Source organism: Streptomyces sp. AB3(2024), assembly GCF_041862025.1.
Taxonomy (GTDB): domain Bacteria; phylum Actinomycetota; class Actinomycetes; order Streptomycetales; family Streptomycetaceae; genus Streptomyces.
In genome coordinates, this window is the sequence record NZ_JBGWAB010000009.1 from 114920 (window position 1) to 129409 (window position 14490).

The 14490-nt window shown below is 72.2% G+C and carries 16 protein-coding genes and 1 pseudogene; 9 read left to right on the forward strand and 8 right to left on the reverse strand.

The genetic code is table 11. The features are described 5' to 3' along the window. The first annotated feature begins 393 nt into the window (after positions 1–393). Positions 394–2283 carry an alkyl/aryl-sulfatase gene (locus ACEPPI_RS06545; RefSeq protein ID WP_373914271.1) on the forward strand — a complete coding sequence of 630 codons (1890 nt, stop codon included), beginning with the start codon at positions 394–396 and terminating at the stop codon, positions 2281–2283. A 476-nt stretch (positions 2284–2759) separates the two neighbouring features. Here ACEPPI_RS06545 and ACEPPI_RS06550 read toward each other — a convergent pair whose 3' ends face one another. Continuing rightward, positions 2760–3443 (reverse strand): alpha/beta fold hydrolase, encoded by a 684-nt coding sequence (locus ACEPPI_RS06550; RefSeq protein WP_373914272.1) that lies wholly within the window; start codon positions 3441–3443, stop codon positions 2760–2762. A 180-nt stretch (positions 3444–3623) separates the two neighbouring features. Between ACEPPI_RS06550 and ACEPPI_RS06555 the strand changes: the two genes are divergently transcribed. Beyond that, positions 3624–3806, forward strand: coding sequence for a hypothetical protein (locus ACEPPI_RS06555; protein WP_373914273.1), 183 nt, complete (start codon positions 3624–3626; stop codon positions 3804–3806). Positions 3807–3925: 119 nt separating this feature from the next. On the opposite strand, the gene ACEPPI_RS06560 is transcribed toward ACEPPI_RS06555, so the two are convergent. The 3 genes from ACEPPI_RS06560 to ACEPPI_RS06570 all read right to left on the reverse strand — a co-directional run bounded on the left by ACEPPI_RS06560 (position 3926) and on the right by ACEPPI_RS06570 (position 6309). Then, positions 3926–4249 carry a hypothetical protein gene (locus ACEPPI_RS06560; RefSeq protein WP_373914274.1) on the reverse strand — a complete coding sequence of 108 codons (324 nt, stop codon included), beginning with the start codon at positions 4247–4249 and terminating at the stop codon, positions 3926–3928. A gap of 510 nt (positions 4250–4759) precedes the next feature. Beyond that, positions 4760–5554 (reverse strand): hypothetical protein, encoded by a 795-nt coding sequence (locus tag ACEPPI_RS06565; RefSeq protein WP_373914275.1) that lies wholly within the window; start codon positions 5552–5554, stop codon positions 4760–4762. 491 nt (positions 5555–6045) lie between these two features. Next, complete coding sequence (locus tag ACEPPI_RS06570; RefSeq protein WP_373914276.1) at positions 6046–6309, reverse strand: hypothetical protein; 264 nt, start codon at positions 6307–6309, stop codon at positions 6046–6048. 236 nt (positions 6310–6545) lie between these two features. Between ACEPPI_RS06570 and ACEPPI_RS06575 the strand changes: the two genes are divergently transcribed. Then, positions 6546–6845, forward strand: a complete 300-nt coding sequence (locus ACEPPI_RS06575; RefSeq protein WP_373914277.1) for a hypothetical protein — start codon at positions 6546–6548, stop codon at positions 6843–6845. Positions 6846–7037: 192 nt separating this feature from the next. Here the strand turns inward: ACEPPI_RS06575 and ACEPPI_RS06580 are convergent, their stop codons facing one another. From ACEPPI_RS06580 to ACEPPI_RS06590, 3 genes and pseudogenes are all read right to left on the reverse strand, one after another. Next, positions 7038–7370, reverse strand: coding sequence for a hypothetical protein (locus ACEPPI_RS06580; protein ID WP_373914291.1), 333 nt, complete (start codon positions 7368–7370; stop codon positions 7038–7040). Between the two features lie 290 nt (positions 7371–7660). Next, positions 7661–8125 (reverse strand): annotated as a pseudogene (locus ACEPPI_RS06585) (class I SAM-dependent methyltransferase); the annotation flags it as partial. Next, positions 8122–8253: a hypothetical protein gene (locus tag ACEPPI_RS06590; protein WP_373914278.1), complete on the reverse strand. Its 132-nt coding sequence runs from the start codon at positions 8251–8253 to the stop codon at positions 8122–8124. The gene ACEPPI_RS06590 and the pseudogene ACEPPI_RS06585, both read right to left, overlap by 4 nt. A 334-nt stretch (positions 8254–8587) precedes the next feature. Between ACEPPI_RS06590 and ACEPPI_RS06595 the strand changes: the two genes are divergently transcribed. Further along, a complete protein-coding gene (locus tag ACEPPI_RS06595; RefSeq protein ID WP_373914290.1) occupies positions 8588–9073 on the forward strand; it encodes a recombinase family protein in 486 nt (161 codons plus the stop codon). Here ACEPPI_RS06595 and ACEPPI_RS06600 read toward each other — a convergent pair whose 3' ends face one another. Next, positions 9074–9745: a DUF4158 domain-containing protein gene (locus tag ACEPPI_RS06600; RefSeq protein WP_373914279.1), complete on the reverse strand. Its 672-nt coding sequence runs from the start codon at positions 9743–9745 to the stop codon at positions 9074–9076. It lies immediately after the preceding gene. Between the two features lie 191 nt (positions 9746–9936). Here ACEPPI_RS06600 and ACEPPI_RS06605 point away from each other — a divergent pair, with 191 nt between their 5' ends. The 5 genes from ACEPPI_RS06605 (at position 9937) to ACEPPI_RS06625 (ending at position 14412) form a co-directional block, all read left to right on the forward strand. Further along, on the forward strand, positions 9937–10548 hold the full coding sequence (locus ACEPPI_RS06605; protein WP_373914280.1) for an FG-GAP repeat domain-containing protein: 612 nt from the start codon (positions 9937–9939) through the stop codon (positions 10546–10548). Between the two features lie 246 nt (positions 10549–10794). Next, complete coding sequence (locus tag ACEPPI_RS06610; RefSeq protein ID WP_373914281.1) at positions 10795–11712, forward strand: CAP domain-containing protein; 918 nt, start codon at positions 10795–10797, stop codon at positions 11710–11712. A gap of 253 nt (positions 11713–11965) precedes the next feature. After that, a complete protein-coding gene (locus tag ACEPPI_RS06615; RefSeq protein WP_373914282.1) occupies positions 11966–12538 on the forward strand; it encodes a hypothetical protein in 573 nt (190 codons plus the stop codon). A 375-nt stretch (positions 12539–12913) separates the two neighbouring features. Beyond that, on the forward strand, positions 12914–13741 hold the full coding sequence (locus ACEPPI_RS06620; protein ID WP_373914283.1) for a thioredoxin family protein: 828 nt from the start codon (positions 12914–12916) through the stop codon (positions 13739–13741). Next, the gene (locus ACEPPI_RS06625; RefSeq protein WP_373914284.1) at positions 13738–14412 is read left to right on the forward strand and encodes a TlpA family protein disulfide reductase; all 675 of its coding nucleotides are present in this window, start codon (positions 13738–13740) and stop codon (positions 14410–14412) included. The genes ACEPPI_RS06620 and ACEPPI_RS06625 overlap by 4 nt, the downstream gene beginning before the upstream one ends. Positions 14413–14490 lie beyond the last annotated feature (78 nt).

The following is a 14490-nucleotide window of genomic DNA, read 5'->3' on the forward strand; positions in this document are numbered from 1 at the left end:
CCACGGGCAAGCTGGTACGGGACCGGATACCTCAGATCATCCGTGCCCCGGGGGCGGGCAGTGCGTTGAGGACGAACATGCGGGTCACCAGGCCGTAGCCGTCCCGCTGTGGGCGCGGCCATCCGAAACCCTCGTGGGTCGTACCCGTCCGCGTCCAGCCCGGCGGCCCGGTAGCGGGCGACGTCGGCCCCGCGGCCGCACCCGTGATCGAGGACCGTACGGACGCGGAGCGGGCCCGTCAGGTGCCCCGTGACCGCACGCGCCGCCGGTGAAGCCGCCCGGCGGCTCATCGCGGTTTACGCCGCAACGACACGGACAGCCGCGAGGTGGCTGACCACGTATGCCGGGATCATGTGGGTATCGTGCGTTCCGAGTCGCTCGAACGGAGTTACCTTGAGCCAGAACCGAGCCACCGAGGCGACGCGTGGATCCCTGGCGGACGCGGTCGCGGCGATGCCGATGGCCGACGAGCGGGATTTCGCGGACGCCGCCCGCGGGTTCGTCGCCCGCAGTGCCGTCCGGCAGATCACCGCGGCGGACGGACGGGTCGTCTGGGACCTGGACGCCTACGGGTTCATGGACGGGGAGGCACCGGAGACGGTGAATCCGAGTCTGTGGCGCCAGGGGCGGCTGCTGATCGAGGACGGGCTGTTCGAGGTGGTTCCCGGCATCTACCAGCTGCGGGGCTTCGACCTGTCGGTCATGAGCGTCATCGAGGGCGACAGCGGTGTCGTCGTCGTCGATCCGCTGATCAGCAAGGAGACGGCGGCCGCGGCGTTCGCCCTCTACACCGAGCACCGGGGCGCGCGCCCGGTCGCGGCGGTGATCTACAGCCATTCCCACATCGATCACTTCGGCGGGGTGAAGGGCATCGTCAGCGCCGACGACGTCGCCTCGGGACGTACGCAGATCATCGCGCCGGACGGCTTCATGGAACACGCGGTGTCGGAGAACGTGTTCGCCGGCACGGCGATGGCCCGCCGCGCCGGCTACATGTACGGTGCCGCGCTGGCCAAGGGACCGTACGGGCAGATCGGTTCCGGCCTGGGCCAGACCGTCTCGACCGGCGAAGCGACCCTGATCCCTCCCACGATCTCCATCACGAGGACCGGTCAGACGCTCACCACCGCCGGTGTCCGGTTCGTCTTCCAGGTCACGCCGGGCACCGAGGCACCCGCCGAGATGAACTTCTACCTTCCCGATCACCGGGCCCTGTGCACCGCGGAGAACACCTCCCACACGCTCCACAACGTTCTCACCCTCCGCGGTGCGCAAGTACGCGACGCCCGCGCCTGGGCCGACTACCTCACGGAGACCATCAGCCTGTGGGGCGAGGAGCTCGACGTCGTGTTCGCCTCCCACCACTGGCCGACCTGGGGACGCCCGGACGCGGTGGAGTTCCTGAGCACGCAACGCGACCTGTACTCCTACATCCACGACCAGACCCTGCGCCTGCTGAACGTGGGCTGCGTCGGCGCGGAGATCGCCGAGACGCTGCGGATGCCGCCCGCGCTGGAAGCCACCTGGTCCGCCCGCGGCTACTACGGCACGGTCAGCCACAACGTGAAGGCCATCTACCAGCGCTACATGGGCTGGTACGACGGCAACCCCGCCCACCTGTGGGGGCACCCGCCGGTCGCGGCCGCACGACGGTACGTCGCGGCGATGGGCGGCCCGGACGCGGCGGTCGACACCGCCCGGCGGGCGTTCGACCAGGGCGACTACCGCTGGGCGGTCGAGGTCCTCGACCACGTCCTGTTCACCGACGAGGACCACACCCGCGCACGCACCCTGCAGGCCGACGCGTTCGAACAGCTCGGCTTCGGGGCCGAGAACGGCACCTGGCGCAACGCGTTCCTCTCCGGCGCCCACGAACTGAGGCACGGGCAGTTCGGCACGCCCAGCACCGCGGCCTCACCCGACATCATGGCGGCGCTGACGGTCCAGCAGGTCTTCGCCGGTGTCGGTATCCGGATCGACGGCCCGCGCGCCTGGGACGAGCACATCGTGCTGTCCTGGGTCGTCACCGACGAGGGGACCACCCACGTGACCGAGGTGCGCAACGGCGCGCTGAACCAGCGCGTCGCCGACGGCCCCGCACCCGGTTCCACGACGTTCACCCTCACCCGGCCGGCGCTCATCGCTCTCGTCGCCGAAGGCCGAGACATTGCGACGGCGCTCGCCGACGGCACCGTGAGCGTCGAGGGCGACCCCGCCGACCTCGGCCGGCTGGTCGACCTGCTCGGCCCGGTCGACCCGGACTTCGCCGTCGTGACGCCATGACCCGGTCCTGAACACCCCGGGGATCACGAGCCGTCCAGGCCGCACCGCGCCGGCACCGACGTCGGCCGCCGCCCTGAGGTTCACTCCGTCCTACCGGTCAGCCGCCCGGGCGTGGCGAGCAGAACGGCGGCGAGCGCGATCACCGGGGTGCCGGTCGCGGCCGAGGACCGGCTCGTGCACGAGGACCGCGGTGAGGGCCCCTCCGATCAGCAGGATGGAGAGGACGATCGGCACCGTGTTGGCGACCGCGTACCCGTCCCCCGACAGCCCGGTGCCCGGCGCAGCAGCCCGAACGGGCAATCGCCGGGGTGGTAGGTGTTGTTGCCGGGGTTGTGGTCCCCAAGGCCGGAGGCGACACGGGCGGCACGGCAGCTGTAGATCGTGATCTTTGAGGTCGGCGGTCATGCGCGAACGAACGCGCGGCTGCGGCGGCGCGGACGGATGCCCAAAGGAGGCGTGCTTCGCGGTCCTCGGCCCTACTCCAGGGTCTTCGCGGCGTTGCGGATGACGTCCAGGACGGCCTCGGGCTGCGAGAGCATCGGGACGTGGCTGCTGTCGAGGCTGACGGTCGTGGCCTTCATGCGTTCGACGGAAGCCCGCTGCCGGTCCGGGTTCACCGTGCGGTCCTGGGTCCCCACGATGAACCAGCTCGGCTTGGCTCGCCAGGCGTTGCCGGGAACCTGCTGGTCGAAGAGGTCCGCGATCGGCGGGTTGGCGGTCGCCAGCACGAGCTTCTGCTCCTCCAGAGGCAGGTCGCCGCAGAAGTGGCCGATGCCCGACTCCTTGAGGTAGATGCGGTTGTCAGCCACCTTGAGGTGCTCGAAAACCGGCGAGCTCGGGAATGCGCCCAAGTGCTGCGTCGAGGTCTCGTCGTCGTCCGGGGCAAGCGCGCAGATGTACACCAAAGCGCCCACCCGGTCGTGCACACCCGCCTTGGTGATCAGCGTTCCGCCATAGGAGTGGCCCACGAGCACGACCGGGCCGGGCACGTGGTCAATCGCGCGGGTAACGCAGGCAACGTCGCCTTCGAGCGAGTCGAGGCCGTGCTGCGAGACGAAGACCTCGCGACCCTCAGCCTGGAGTGCGGGGATGAGCTTTGCGAAGCACGAGCCATCAGCCCACAAGCCGTGGGCGAACACGACGCTGGCCTTGCCTGCCATGCTTTCCTCCTTCGTCGGTACAGCACGGTGAAGATCCAATCCGCTGAACATTCACTGTCCCAACCTAGGTGGGAACCAAGGGTGCTGCTCTCCGGCAAATGGGTGCTTCTGCCACTCCCCTGCGGAATTCACCTCTGAGTCCCAGACATCTCAGACACGGCAGCTGTGGATCGTGTGGGCGTGGAGCGGGCGAACCGCTGGACGCTCGCCGAGGCGCTCGGTCACAGCGGCCCGCGCCGTCTCCAGCACTTCCCGGCCCGCGCGGTGTGGGGCAACGACGCCGCCCGCGACCGCCCGGCCGACTGGTCGGTGGGCCATCTCGCCAACGAGAGGCCGTGTTGGTGGGACAGAGTCCTACCGTGATCACCACGGCCGCTCGCCCCCGGAAGCGGCGAGATCCCGCCCGGCCTCGCGGCCGAACGGGATCTCGTGACGGTCCCCGGCCATCGCCCGCGAACCGTCGCACGTGGCGACGCAGGGGGTCAGACCAGGTTCGTGCGGATGCTCTGCCAGTTGTACAGAGCGACGGAGGAGCCGTCGGCCCGGACCGCCTCGAAGACGTAGAAGTAGGCGCCGCCCGGCTGGGCACCGGTGTCCGAGTAACTCCGGTCCGCGGCCGGCAACAGCCCGGTGTGGAGCGGTTCGTACGCCTTGGTGGCCGGGTTCCACCGGCTGACGCGGTACCCGGCGATCGGGTCGCAGAGGGTGGCGACGTTGCAGTGCCACCAGAAGGTGGGCGCGTCGGGCCCGTAGACCACGCCGGTCCAGCTCGCGCCGTTGAGGCGTCCGCCCTCGGGGACGGTCACGGTCGGCCGCAGGTCCAGCTCGGTGACGGTGGCGGTCGCCGTCTGCGGGTCGTTCGGGGACAGCTGGTTGCCCCAGCGGTCCTTGGCGATGACCGCGTAGACGCGAGTGGAAGTGCCTTTCCAGGCCGCACGGCGATGTACCGGGGCCGCGCTACGGACACGGGCAGGGGAAGCAGGCCGGTGCGACGGGCGTGGGCCCGGAGCTCCACCGGCGGCTGGAATGGTATCCGCATGATCACCCGGAGCTGCAGGGGGTGCACACCGTGGATGGGCACACCGGCACGTCCCGCTCGGCGCCGCCCGACGGGCCGGGGTCCGCTGTCTCCGCGGCCGTGCGGGAGGGGGAGAGTCGGTGAGTGACCGCGTCCGCCGTGGACTGCGGGCGCTGTGTCCCGACGGCGAGCCCCGCCCGCCCTCGCCCTGTTCCTGTGGACGACCGACAGGACCGGAAGGGCAGCGGTGTGACCCGGGCGTGGACCGCGCTGTCCGCTCAGGCATCAGGGATCAGGATCAGGCATCGAGCTCCCGGCGCCACAGTTCCTCGGTGAGCCGCCGTACCCCCGCCGCGAGGTGCCGCCGATAGGTGGACAGGGGCAGGTTCAGCAGGTCGGCGGCACCCTGCTGGGTGCCCACGGGCTGGAAGTGGGTGTGGTGCAGCGCGCGGTGCGCACGTCTGTCGTGCGGCGCGGCCTGGAGTTCTCCGGCGGCCTCCCGCAGCACCTCGGCCAGGGCGGCGGCCCGTTCGTCCTGGCTCGCGGCCTCTCCGGCCCGTGCGGCCACCATCCGGGAGGCGAGCAGGGGGTTCGCCCTCAGACCGCCGACACGGCCGAGGCTGCGAAGGGCCTCGCGGACACCGCTCGCGAAGGTCTCCGCGTCGAGGACCCGTCGTCGTCCGGGGGCGGGCGGTGCCACGGCCAGCGGGTCGGTGGCCGACTCCCGCTCGCCCAGGAGGCTCAGCCAGGCCAGCGGGGGCGTGCAACGCCAGTCGTGGACGAACACCCCGTGGGTGCGGGAGCCGATGGTGAAGTCGGCTTCCGGGAGGCGGGCGAAGTCGGTGTACGCCAGCCCGTCGGCCCAGAACCCGGGGTCGGCGAAGGGCAGCAGGGTGAGGGCGGGGCGCCTGTCCCCGGCGAGGTAGTGGTGGGTCAACTGGAGGGTGAGCAGCGTCTGGACGGCGGACACGCCCTGGTAGGCGTCCCGGTCCAGCCAGGCCCGCAGCAGCAGGGCGTACTCGCCCGCGCGCAGTTCCCCCTCACCCCCGAGCCATGCCACGGCGGCGGCCGCGGCCGGGTCGGTGGTGGTCACGGGGTCCGCGTACGCGTCGGGTCGCAGGGCGAGCAGGACGTAGAACCCGGCCGGGGGTTCCGCTGCCGCCTCCGCCGCGACACCGGAACCGGCTCCCGGCCGCGCCGGGGCGGGCGTACCGGTACGAATGGTGGCCCAGGTGGCCGCGGGGTGACCCCACCAGCGGCCGAGGAGACGGGCCGACTCGGCGCCCTCGTGGCGTTCGGCCAGGGTCAGCAGACCGGGGAGGTCGGCCTCCTCCGCCGGGGCGATGGCGAGCGCGTCGAGGCGGGCGTGGCCGGCCGCCCCCGAGGCGACCGGCCGCTCCGGTCCGGGCGGGCCGTCGGGAGAGGTCCCTCACCGGTCGACAACGGCGTCCGTGCAGAATTCCATGGGAAGAGCCCCGGACCCATCGGCGCGTGGCGGGGCGGGCGGTGTCGCCGGAGCCAGGCCGGGCACTCCCCAGGTGCGGCGGGCTTCACCCTCTCGGCCCTTGGGGAGAATTGGACCGGTCAGTAGCGACTCCGCTGTGAGCTGGTGAGTGCCGTCGCTGAGCGCTGACGCAGGGCCGCGAAGTCAGCCTGGGCCTTCTCGTGTTGCGCGAGGGCCCGGTAGATGCTCGCGACGGAGGGGCTGTGCCCGACGGCTACTCGGCGGGCGGCGTAGACCCGGTGGGCTTTGCGCTCGGCGGGTCCGCCAGATTCAGCGGCCAGGACGGGGCTCTGCTGGAGTGCGGCCCGGTGGAGTTCGGGGCCCAGGTAGGAACGGAAGGACAAGGCCGCTGGTGAAACCGCCGTCGGCCCACCGTATTCGCCCCCACGCTTCAAGGGATCGTTTGCTGTCCGGCTTGCGCCGCGCGATCGAATGGATCACCGGCATGATTGCCCGCCGCCTTGAAGGCGACCACTCGTTTGGGGGGCTTTGGGCCATAAAGCCAACTTCGCGACGCGTGTCCGGTCGAATGTCTGCGACGGCCGAGCGTACGCAGGCCGCAGAGCATGGGAGCACGACGATGAGTTTCATCCAGACCGGCAAGATCGAGCTGCGGTCCGACAACGCGATCGAGACGACCGGTGGCAACACCTCGACGTTCACGCGGGTCACGTTCCCGACCCCGTTCCCGTCGGGCACCGACGTCGTGGTCTTCCCGCTGACGCAGACCTTCAACGGTCCCGAGACTCCGGGCATCCGCATCCACGAGGTCACCACCACAGGCTTCCTCATCCGCATGAACGAGGTGCACGCCGGCGCCACCAAGAGCGATGGCAAGCACACCACCGAGACCATCGGCTGGCTCGCCTCCACCGTCTGACCCGGCACGCGCTTCGAAGGCGGCTCCGCCCACACGGGCAGGGCCGCCTTCGACGCGGATTCACCATCGCCGTCCTGTAGAAGCGAGGAACCTGCGGCTCCCGGCCGGTGACCGGCCGGGACGTCTGGCCAGCCGGTTTTCGTTCAGATGCTCCTCAACGGCCCTCGGGGAGGATCGGACCGCGTTTTGGCGTTAGCCGGGTTGGGTGGCGGTGGCTGTCGCTGAGCGTTGGCGGAGGGCGGCGAAGTCGGCCTGGGCCGCCTTGACGGCCTCGGGGTACGCCTGGGCCTTCTCGTGTTCCGCGAGGGCCCGGTAGATGCTCGCGACGGAGGGGCTGTGCCCCTTGCGCTTGCCGGTGGGGATGATCAGGTCCGGCTGGATCTGCTCGACGGACTCGCCGGCCGCGCGTCGCCGGAGGACGGTGTGGAGCATGTCCTCGGTGATGACCGGGGGTCGGCCGCCGTGTTTGCCCTTGCGGGCGGCGGTGTCGAGGCCTTCGAGGGTGGACTCGCGGACGCGCGGCATTCACCCGACCGGGGCACGGCCGTATGGGTCACTGGGCTGGCGCCCTCAAGGGGGTCGCTGCCGGCCGCTGCCGGTCGACTCGGAACCTCTCCAAGGTCGCCTCCGCCGCGCATCGGTGTGCTGACGAGATGTTCGCCGCCCGTGGTTCGCGCCACCTCGCCTCGCCGCATGATCGCCCACACGATGTGCCAGTGCTTCGGTCTGCCGTGGGCGTCGTGCCCCTCGTACTCCCGCTCGGTGACGACCACGGACTGCAGGCCGGTGCACAGTCCGTGCACCTCGGGCGGTGTCAGGAAGGTCATGGGTCGGCCCCATCGGGCCCAGGAGTCGTTGACGCCGAAGAAGGTGCAGCAGAACAGGCCACCTTCGGTCAGTCCGGCCTGGATCGCCGCCACGACGCCCGGCAGGTCCCGCCGCGGCAGGAACGGCAGTACGTGAACGGCGAGGACCAGGTCATACCGGCCCGCTGGGATCCCGGCCTCGCGGATGTCGCGGGGGATCACAGTCAGCCGGGAGTTACCGAGCCGCATGGCGCACAGGAGGGTCTCCGCATCAGGGTCGACGGCGTCGACGTCGAAGCCCGCCCGCAGCAGGTGGCGGGCGTCGCTCAGCGGTCCCGCACCGATATCCAGGGCCCGCCCGTGCCGCCGCCCCAGCAGTTCGAGGGCATCCAGGACGAGCGAACTCGGGCCACGGGCCGGGCGGAGCGCCGCGTACGACTGCGCCCGGCCAGACTGCGGACCGTGCGGCGTCATCCGCTGGCTCGGAGAATCTTGTCCTCCACCAAGGCCGCCGCGAGTTCCACCTTCTCGGCATCCGTCAGACCACCCGGCAGTTCGCGTACGTAGAAGGCGCCGGTGCGGGCGATGAACGCCAACGCCAACTGTTCCGCGAAATCAAGGAACTGGGAGACCAGCTGCCAGGCTCACAACCTCGGCATCACGGGGCAGGTCCCGAAGCTGCGCGCCCGGCCGGGGACCATCGATCCCGGCCGGTCCACAACCGGTTCGAGATCCGTTGAGACAGGGGCACGGAACTCGCGCAGATCCCGTACGACAGCGCGTCACAAGGCTGAGCAGCACCTCAACCAGGAAGAACGGCCTGGCCACGGGGACAACGACTCAGCGGAGCTCAGGAGAACTCGCGGGATGTTACACACCCATACCCCGCGAGGTTTCTCCCACTTGGCCTGTGCCGGCATGAGGAGATAGCCGTGCATTTTCGCACAATGCAGGGACGCGGCAGAGCTCACCGCCCTCGCGGACCATCTGACCGAGCACGGCCTGGTGCTGGAAATGCTCGCCGGGCCGCTGCCCGGCATCTACGACCCCACCGGCCCCGGCAAGGTGCTGTTCGGCTTCTTCGCCGCGATGGCGGAGACGGAGCGGGAGAACATCCGCGAATCGACCCTGGAGGGGCTGGAGACCGCGGCCCGCAAGGGCAAGTACGGCGGCCAGCCCCCGGTCATCACCGACGACATGCTGCACACCGTCCTGCGGCGCCGCTCGGGCGGCGAGTCCGTCGAGCAGATCCAGCCCGACCTGATCATCCCCACTGGCAAGCGCAAGGGGCAGAACCCCTCGGTCGCGAGCATCTACCGGGCGCTCGCCGAGCACGAGAAGACCCGGGTGTACCCGGAGGCAGTCGAGACGGCACACGCCGACTTCGCAGCCCTTCAGCAGCGTGACCGCAGCCCCGTGTAATCACTCAGCGCTACATGTCCGTTCGCCGTAGCTATACGAGAACAGGGCCGAGACCCGCTTACCGTCGGGGACCTTCAACAGGTCGCGCATCGTCTGCCGCAAGTCCTCCGGGACGGCCTCGTCCAGCGTCCGGTACAGGACGGTGTTCTCACTCGCCCGGACCTCGGCGACCAGCCGGGTCAGCGTCGTGATCCCCGGCAGCAGCACCCGGTTGTCCACCAGCCACACCACCGCCCGGTCGAACAACGCCCGCGGCCCCTCCAACGACGCCCACACCCGCGCCCCCAGGAACGCGCGGACCTCGTCCTCGGCGGCCGGGAACTCGCGGTAGCCGCAGGCGTCCCGGATCTCCCACGCGTGCTCGTACCGGTTCTGCCGCCGCGCCCCGTACGCGGCGAACTCATCCGGCTCGACGTCGAGCTGCTCGGCCGCGAACCGCACCACCGCGGCCGGCACGACCGACAGGTCCTCGGTCGGGAACACCCCGAGCATCCGCACACAGCCCCACTGCACCGCCCATCCCAGCCGGTTCGCCGGAGCCCGCTTCGCACGGGCCAGGCCGAGCGCCTGCTCGTCCAGGCGGAAGAACTGCTCCAGCTCACCGGGCGAGGGCACGGCGGCGAACCGGCCGAAGCGGGAGACCTGATCATCAGAGAGGAAATCAACTGGCATGACCCGGACCGTAGGACCGCTGAACAGCCGAGGCAGGGCGAGTCATCGAACCGGAACCAAGAACGACCAGTTGTCGCTACTGGTCGTTCCGATCCTCCTCAAGGGCCCTCTCCGCGCCCTGCCCCGAGTTCGTCGAGGGCGGCACGGAACACCAGCCCAGCTGCCTGCACCGGGCCGAACCGGGCGAGCCGGTGTGGCTCACCACCCGCACCGGCATCTACAACGAGAACCTCGCCCTCCTGCCCGGCACCGACGAACTCTGGACGGTCAACGAACGCCCCGGTGCCCGCACCGCCGCGAAGACCTCCTGGGCGGCCGTACCCGCCTTCGCCGGCATCGTCGACCGCACGGCGGCGGACTTCACCGGCGACAGGCTGCCGGACACCCTCGGAGTCGAGGCGTCGACGGGCCGGCTGTGGCTCTACCCCGGCACCGCGGGCGGCGGACTCGGCAACCGCGTCCGGATCGGCACCGGCTGGAACGCCATGTCCGAACTGGCCGCCCCCGGCGACCTGAACGCCGACGGGAAGCCCGACCTCGCCGCGGTCGGCCACGACGGCACCCTGTGGGCCTATCCCGGCACCGGCACCCTGAACGGCACCGCCACCCTGGGCGACCGCACCTCCCCAGGAACCAACTGGGACACCATGCGCCAGCTGGTCGGCGCCGACTTGGACAACGACGGCAAGGGCGACCTGAGCGCCGTCCAGGCCCCCGCCACCAGCACCGGAACCCTCTACCTCTACCCCGGCACCGGCGCCACCGCACCAGGCCCCCGCGCCCAGACCGGCACCAACTGGTGAGCACCGACCGCACGGCCCGGTGCGCACCGCACCACGGCCCGCGATCGCGAACGGCGGACGGACATCGCCGCGACGAACCGAAGAGGGCCGCCGGAGTTGGGCGCAATGTTCCGGATCATCCCTGTGTCGATCCTGCGGGCTTCCTTAGGGCAACCTGAAGAAGCCCCTCCACGGGGCGATGTGCCCTGGTCACCGGCCTAGGCTCGGCCGTACTTCCCGTCCCCTCTCCAGTGAGGTGTTACCGGCATGAGCCGCAGCCGAACCCCCGCGACCCCGTCCCGCGCCGAGGCCCGCCGGAAGAAGGCGACGCGTACGCGCATCGTGCTGTCCGTCACCGCGGCCGCCGCGGTGGTGGCGGTCGGGGTCGCGGTGGCCGACTCGGGAGGCGGTGACCGTACGGACCGGCAGGCAGCCGGAGCCGCTGCGTCCGACGCCGGGTCGTCGAAGGCGGCGACGGACACCACCGGGGCGCTCCCGGCCGCCCCGGCGTCGGCGAGCGCGAGTGCGAGTGCGAGCCCGAGTACGAGTGCGAGCGCGTCCGCGAGTGCCGGCCCGTCGGGGACGCCCGGGACGCAGCCCGGCTCCGGCGACGCGAAGGAAGCCGCAGCCCCCGACGAGGACGCCACGCGGCCCGACAGCGCGTCGGACACCTCGGGCGTCGGCCGGCCCGCCAAGCCGGCCCAGGGCTCCACCTCCACGAAGGGCACCGGCTCCGGCGGCTCCTCCGGCTCAGGCTCGGGTTCCGGTTCTGGTTCCGGATCGGGCTCCGGAACCGTCAACGGGGACGCCGAGTCCGCCGTGCTCACCCTCGTCAACAAGGAGCGCGCCACCGCCGGCTGCGGCCCCCTGACGGTCAACGCGAAGCTGAGCGCGGCGGCGCGGGCGTACAGCGACACGATGGCCCGCAGCGGCGTCATGTCGCACACCGGGCCCGACGGGTCCACCATGACGAGCCGGGTGGAGGGGGCCGGCTACAAGTGGTCCGGCCTCGGCGAGAACATAGCCCGCGGGCAGAGCGACGCCGCCGCGGTCATGTCGGCCTGGATGAACAGCCCCGGCCACCGTGCCAACATCCTCAACTGCTCCTTCAAGGAGATCGGAATAGGCGTCCACAAGGGCGACGGCGGCCCCTGGTGGACCCAGGACTTCGGCACCCCGGGGTAACCCCTCAACCTCCTTCCGGCGCGCCGCCCCTCCATAACCCCCACACCCCCCACAGGGCGGCCCCCGCACACCTGCGCGCAGGTTCGCGGACGGCCACGTCCCCCTGGCCCGGCGGCCAGGGGGACGTCCGCGTTCACCCGGAGCACTCCGGAGCACCCCGTTGCACCCCCGTGCGCAACCGGCCGGCGACGGGTTCCGGTTCGGCCGGGGCACCGGTGTACGTGCACCTGCGCCCGTCGGCCACTATGGGCCCGTGCCCCGACTTCCGCGCTACCTGCTCATATGGCTGTCGTGCACGGCCGCCAGCGTGACCGCCGTGCTCGCCACGGTCCAGTTCGTGGTCGGGTCGACCAGCCACAAGCCCCCCGCCGCGCGTTCCGCCCCGGTCGTCATCGACACGCCCCCAGCCTGGCAGGCGGGCAGTCCCGGACCGCAACAGGCCTCCCCGACCGCGAGCGCCTCGGTCAGCCCTTCGCCGACCGTGACGCAGCAGCCTTCGTCGGCGCCCCCCTCTCCCAGCCCCACGCCCGCCAAGGCCTCTCCGGAGGCCCCCCGGACCAGCGCGCCCCGGTCCGGCGTTGATTGCGAACAGGGCGGGGCGGGGCTGCACACCGTCCCCTCACAGGGCGGCAAAGTCACGGTGCGTTACGGGAGCCGGGGCGTCTGCCTGATCTCCGCGGTTCCCGGCCTGGGCTTCCGGACGACCACCTCGCAGGACTCCGACGACAGCCTCACCGTCACCTTCAGCGGCGACGACCACCAGTCGGTGATCACGGCCACGATCACCCCGTCGGCCAAGGCGAGCGTCCGCGAGAGTTCCTTCTGACGGCACGGCAGGCCGCCTGCGCTCCGGCCCGCTTGGCGACCGCGTCGCCCGGCCGCCCGGCCGCTGCGTCGCCCGGTCGCCCGGCCCGGTCGCCCGGTCCGTGCCGCTCGGGCGCCCTGTCCGTTCCGCCCCGTTCGCGACGCTCCTGCCCCCGGGGGACGGGGCGCGGCGAAAGGGAAGGTGAGCAGTTCCTTAGGGCAACCTCAAGATCGCCCCGAGCCGGTTCCACGGGCCCCCGCCGGCCCTATGCTCGCGTCAGCCGAGCGGCCGTCGGCACCGGGGCACGAGCCCCCGTGCACCGACGGCCCCGGTTTCACCGAGCCGGGACGCGCCTCGCCCGTCCCGCCGTCCGAACCTGCCCCAGGGGTCTTCGCCATGAGCTCTCGCCTGCTCCGGTCCGTCCGCTCCGGACGCCGCCCGGCGCCCTCCCGTCCCTCCCTCGCCCGGCGCCTGCCGATGGTTGCCGCCGCCGTGGTCGTGGCCGGGCTGGCCACCGCGTGCGGGCCCTCCTCCACGCCCGCCGGATCCGCCGCGCCGGCCGGCGCCCAGAAGCCGGCATCGGCGCCGGCCGCCGACCGGACGTCCCAGGACGCGTCCCCCGCAGTGTCCGCCACCGCCTCGGTGCTGCCCTCCGCCTCCGCCTCGGCCTCCGCGTCCGTCCCGGCCTCGCCACCCGGCGCCGCCACCGGTTCCTCATCGGGCAGCGCGGGCAAGGGCGGCGGCGCAGCCGGCTCCGGATCGGGTTCCGGTTCCGGTACGGGCGGCGCCAAGCCGACGTCGGCCGCCCTCCCCGCACCGGCCCCGGCCAAGGTCCCCGGTCCCGGCTACGACAGTTCGGCCGACGCCCGGGCACTGATCGACGCGGCCCTGCGCTCGGCGAAGTCCGACGGCCGGATGGTCCTGCTCGACTTCGGGGCCAACTGGTGCGGGAACTGCAAGGCCGCCGACAAGGTGTTCGCCCAGCCGGCGACCTCGGCGCTCCTCGCGGACGACTACCACCTCGTCAAGGTCGACATCGGCGGCGACAGCTCCGCCAACTCCGCGCTCCTGCGCAAGTACAGCCCCTCCGGCGGGACGTACACGATGCCCGTACTGGTGGTCGTATCGCCGTCCGGCACCACGCGGGTCGACACCCACGTCACCGGCAACCCGTCCCTGACGGCGGACGGCATCGGCTCCTTCCTGCGCAAGTGGGCCCCGTGAGAGGGCCGGTACGCAGGGCCGCCGTTCTCCCGGTCGGCGCCGGTCTGGCGGTGGCGGCGGCCCTGCTGTTGATCGGCACAGTGACGGACGGCTCCGCCTCCGGCCCCCGGACCGCCTCCGCCCCCACCTCTGCCCCCACCTCCGGCACCGCCGCGGCCACCCCCGGCACCCCCGCGGCCGCCCGCACCGTCGCCGTCACGTCCGCGTCCGGCGCCACGGTCGCGGCCCCGCGGGCCCGCCCGCCCGCGCCCGCGCTGACCGGGACCGACCTGGACGGGAACCCGGTCTCGCTCGCCGCCTTCCGCGGGGAGGTCGTCGTCCTCAACGTCTGGGGTTCCTGGTGCGCGCCCTGCCGCGCCGAGGCCGGCGACCTCGCCCTGCTCAGCGGCGAGGTCCGGGGCGCCGGGGTCCGCTTCCTCGGCATCAACACCCGCGACCGGGACCGGGACGCGGCCCGGTCCTTCGTACGCGCCCACGGCCTGGACTTCCCCAGCCTCCACGACCCCACCGGCGCCCTCCTGTTGCGGTTCCCGCCGGAGGTGCTCAACCCGCAGACGATCCCCTCGACCCTCGTCGTCGACCGCGAGGGCCGCGTCGCCGTGGCCATCGGCGGCGCCGTCAGCGCCGGGCGGCTGAAGCCGCTGATCGACCGCGTGGCGGCGGAAGGATGACGGCCTCCGCGTACTGGCAGCCGGCCGCCACCTCGCTCGCGGCCCCGGCCCCGGCCACGGCCCCGGCCCCGGCCCCGG

Excerpts from the sequence above, each read along its gene's own strand:
- ACEPPI_RS06550 (WP_373914272.1), bottom strand. The coding sequence starts at position 3,443 with ATGGCAGGCAAGGCCAGCGTCGTGTTCGCCCACGGCTTGTGGGCTGAT.
- ACEPPI_RS06575 (WP_373914277.1), top strand. The coding sequence starts at position 6,546 with ATGAGTTTCATCCAGACCGGCAAGATCGAGCTGCGGTCCGACAACGCG.
- ACEPPI_RS06580 (WP_373914291.1), bottom strand. The coding sequence starts at position 7,370 with ATGCCGCGCGTCCGCGAGTCCACCCTCGAAGGCCTCGACACCGCCGCC.
- ACEPPI_RS06600 (WP_373914279.1), bottom strand. The coding sequence starts at position 9,745 with ATGCCAGTTGATTTCCTCTCTGATGATCAGGTCTCCCGCTTCGGCCGG.
- ACEPPI_RS06610 (WP_373914281.1), top strand. The coding sequence starts at position 10,795 with ATGAGCCGCAGCCGAACCCCCGCGACCCCGTCCCGCGCCGAGGCCCGC.
- ACEPPI_RS06620 (WP_373914283.1), top strand. The coding sequence starts at position 12,914 with ATGAGCTCTCGCCTGCTCCGGTCCGTCCGCTCCGGACGCCGCCCGGCG.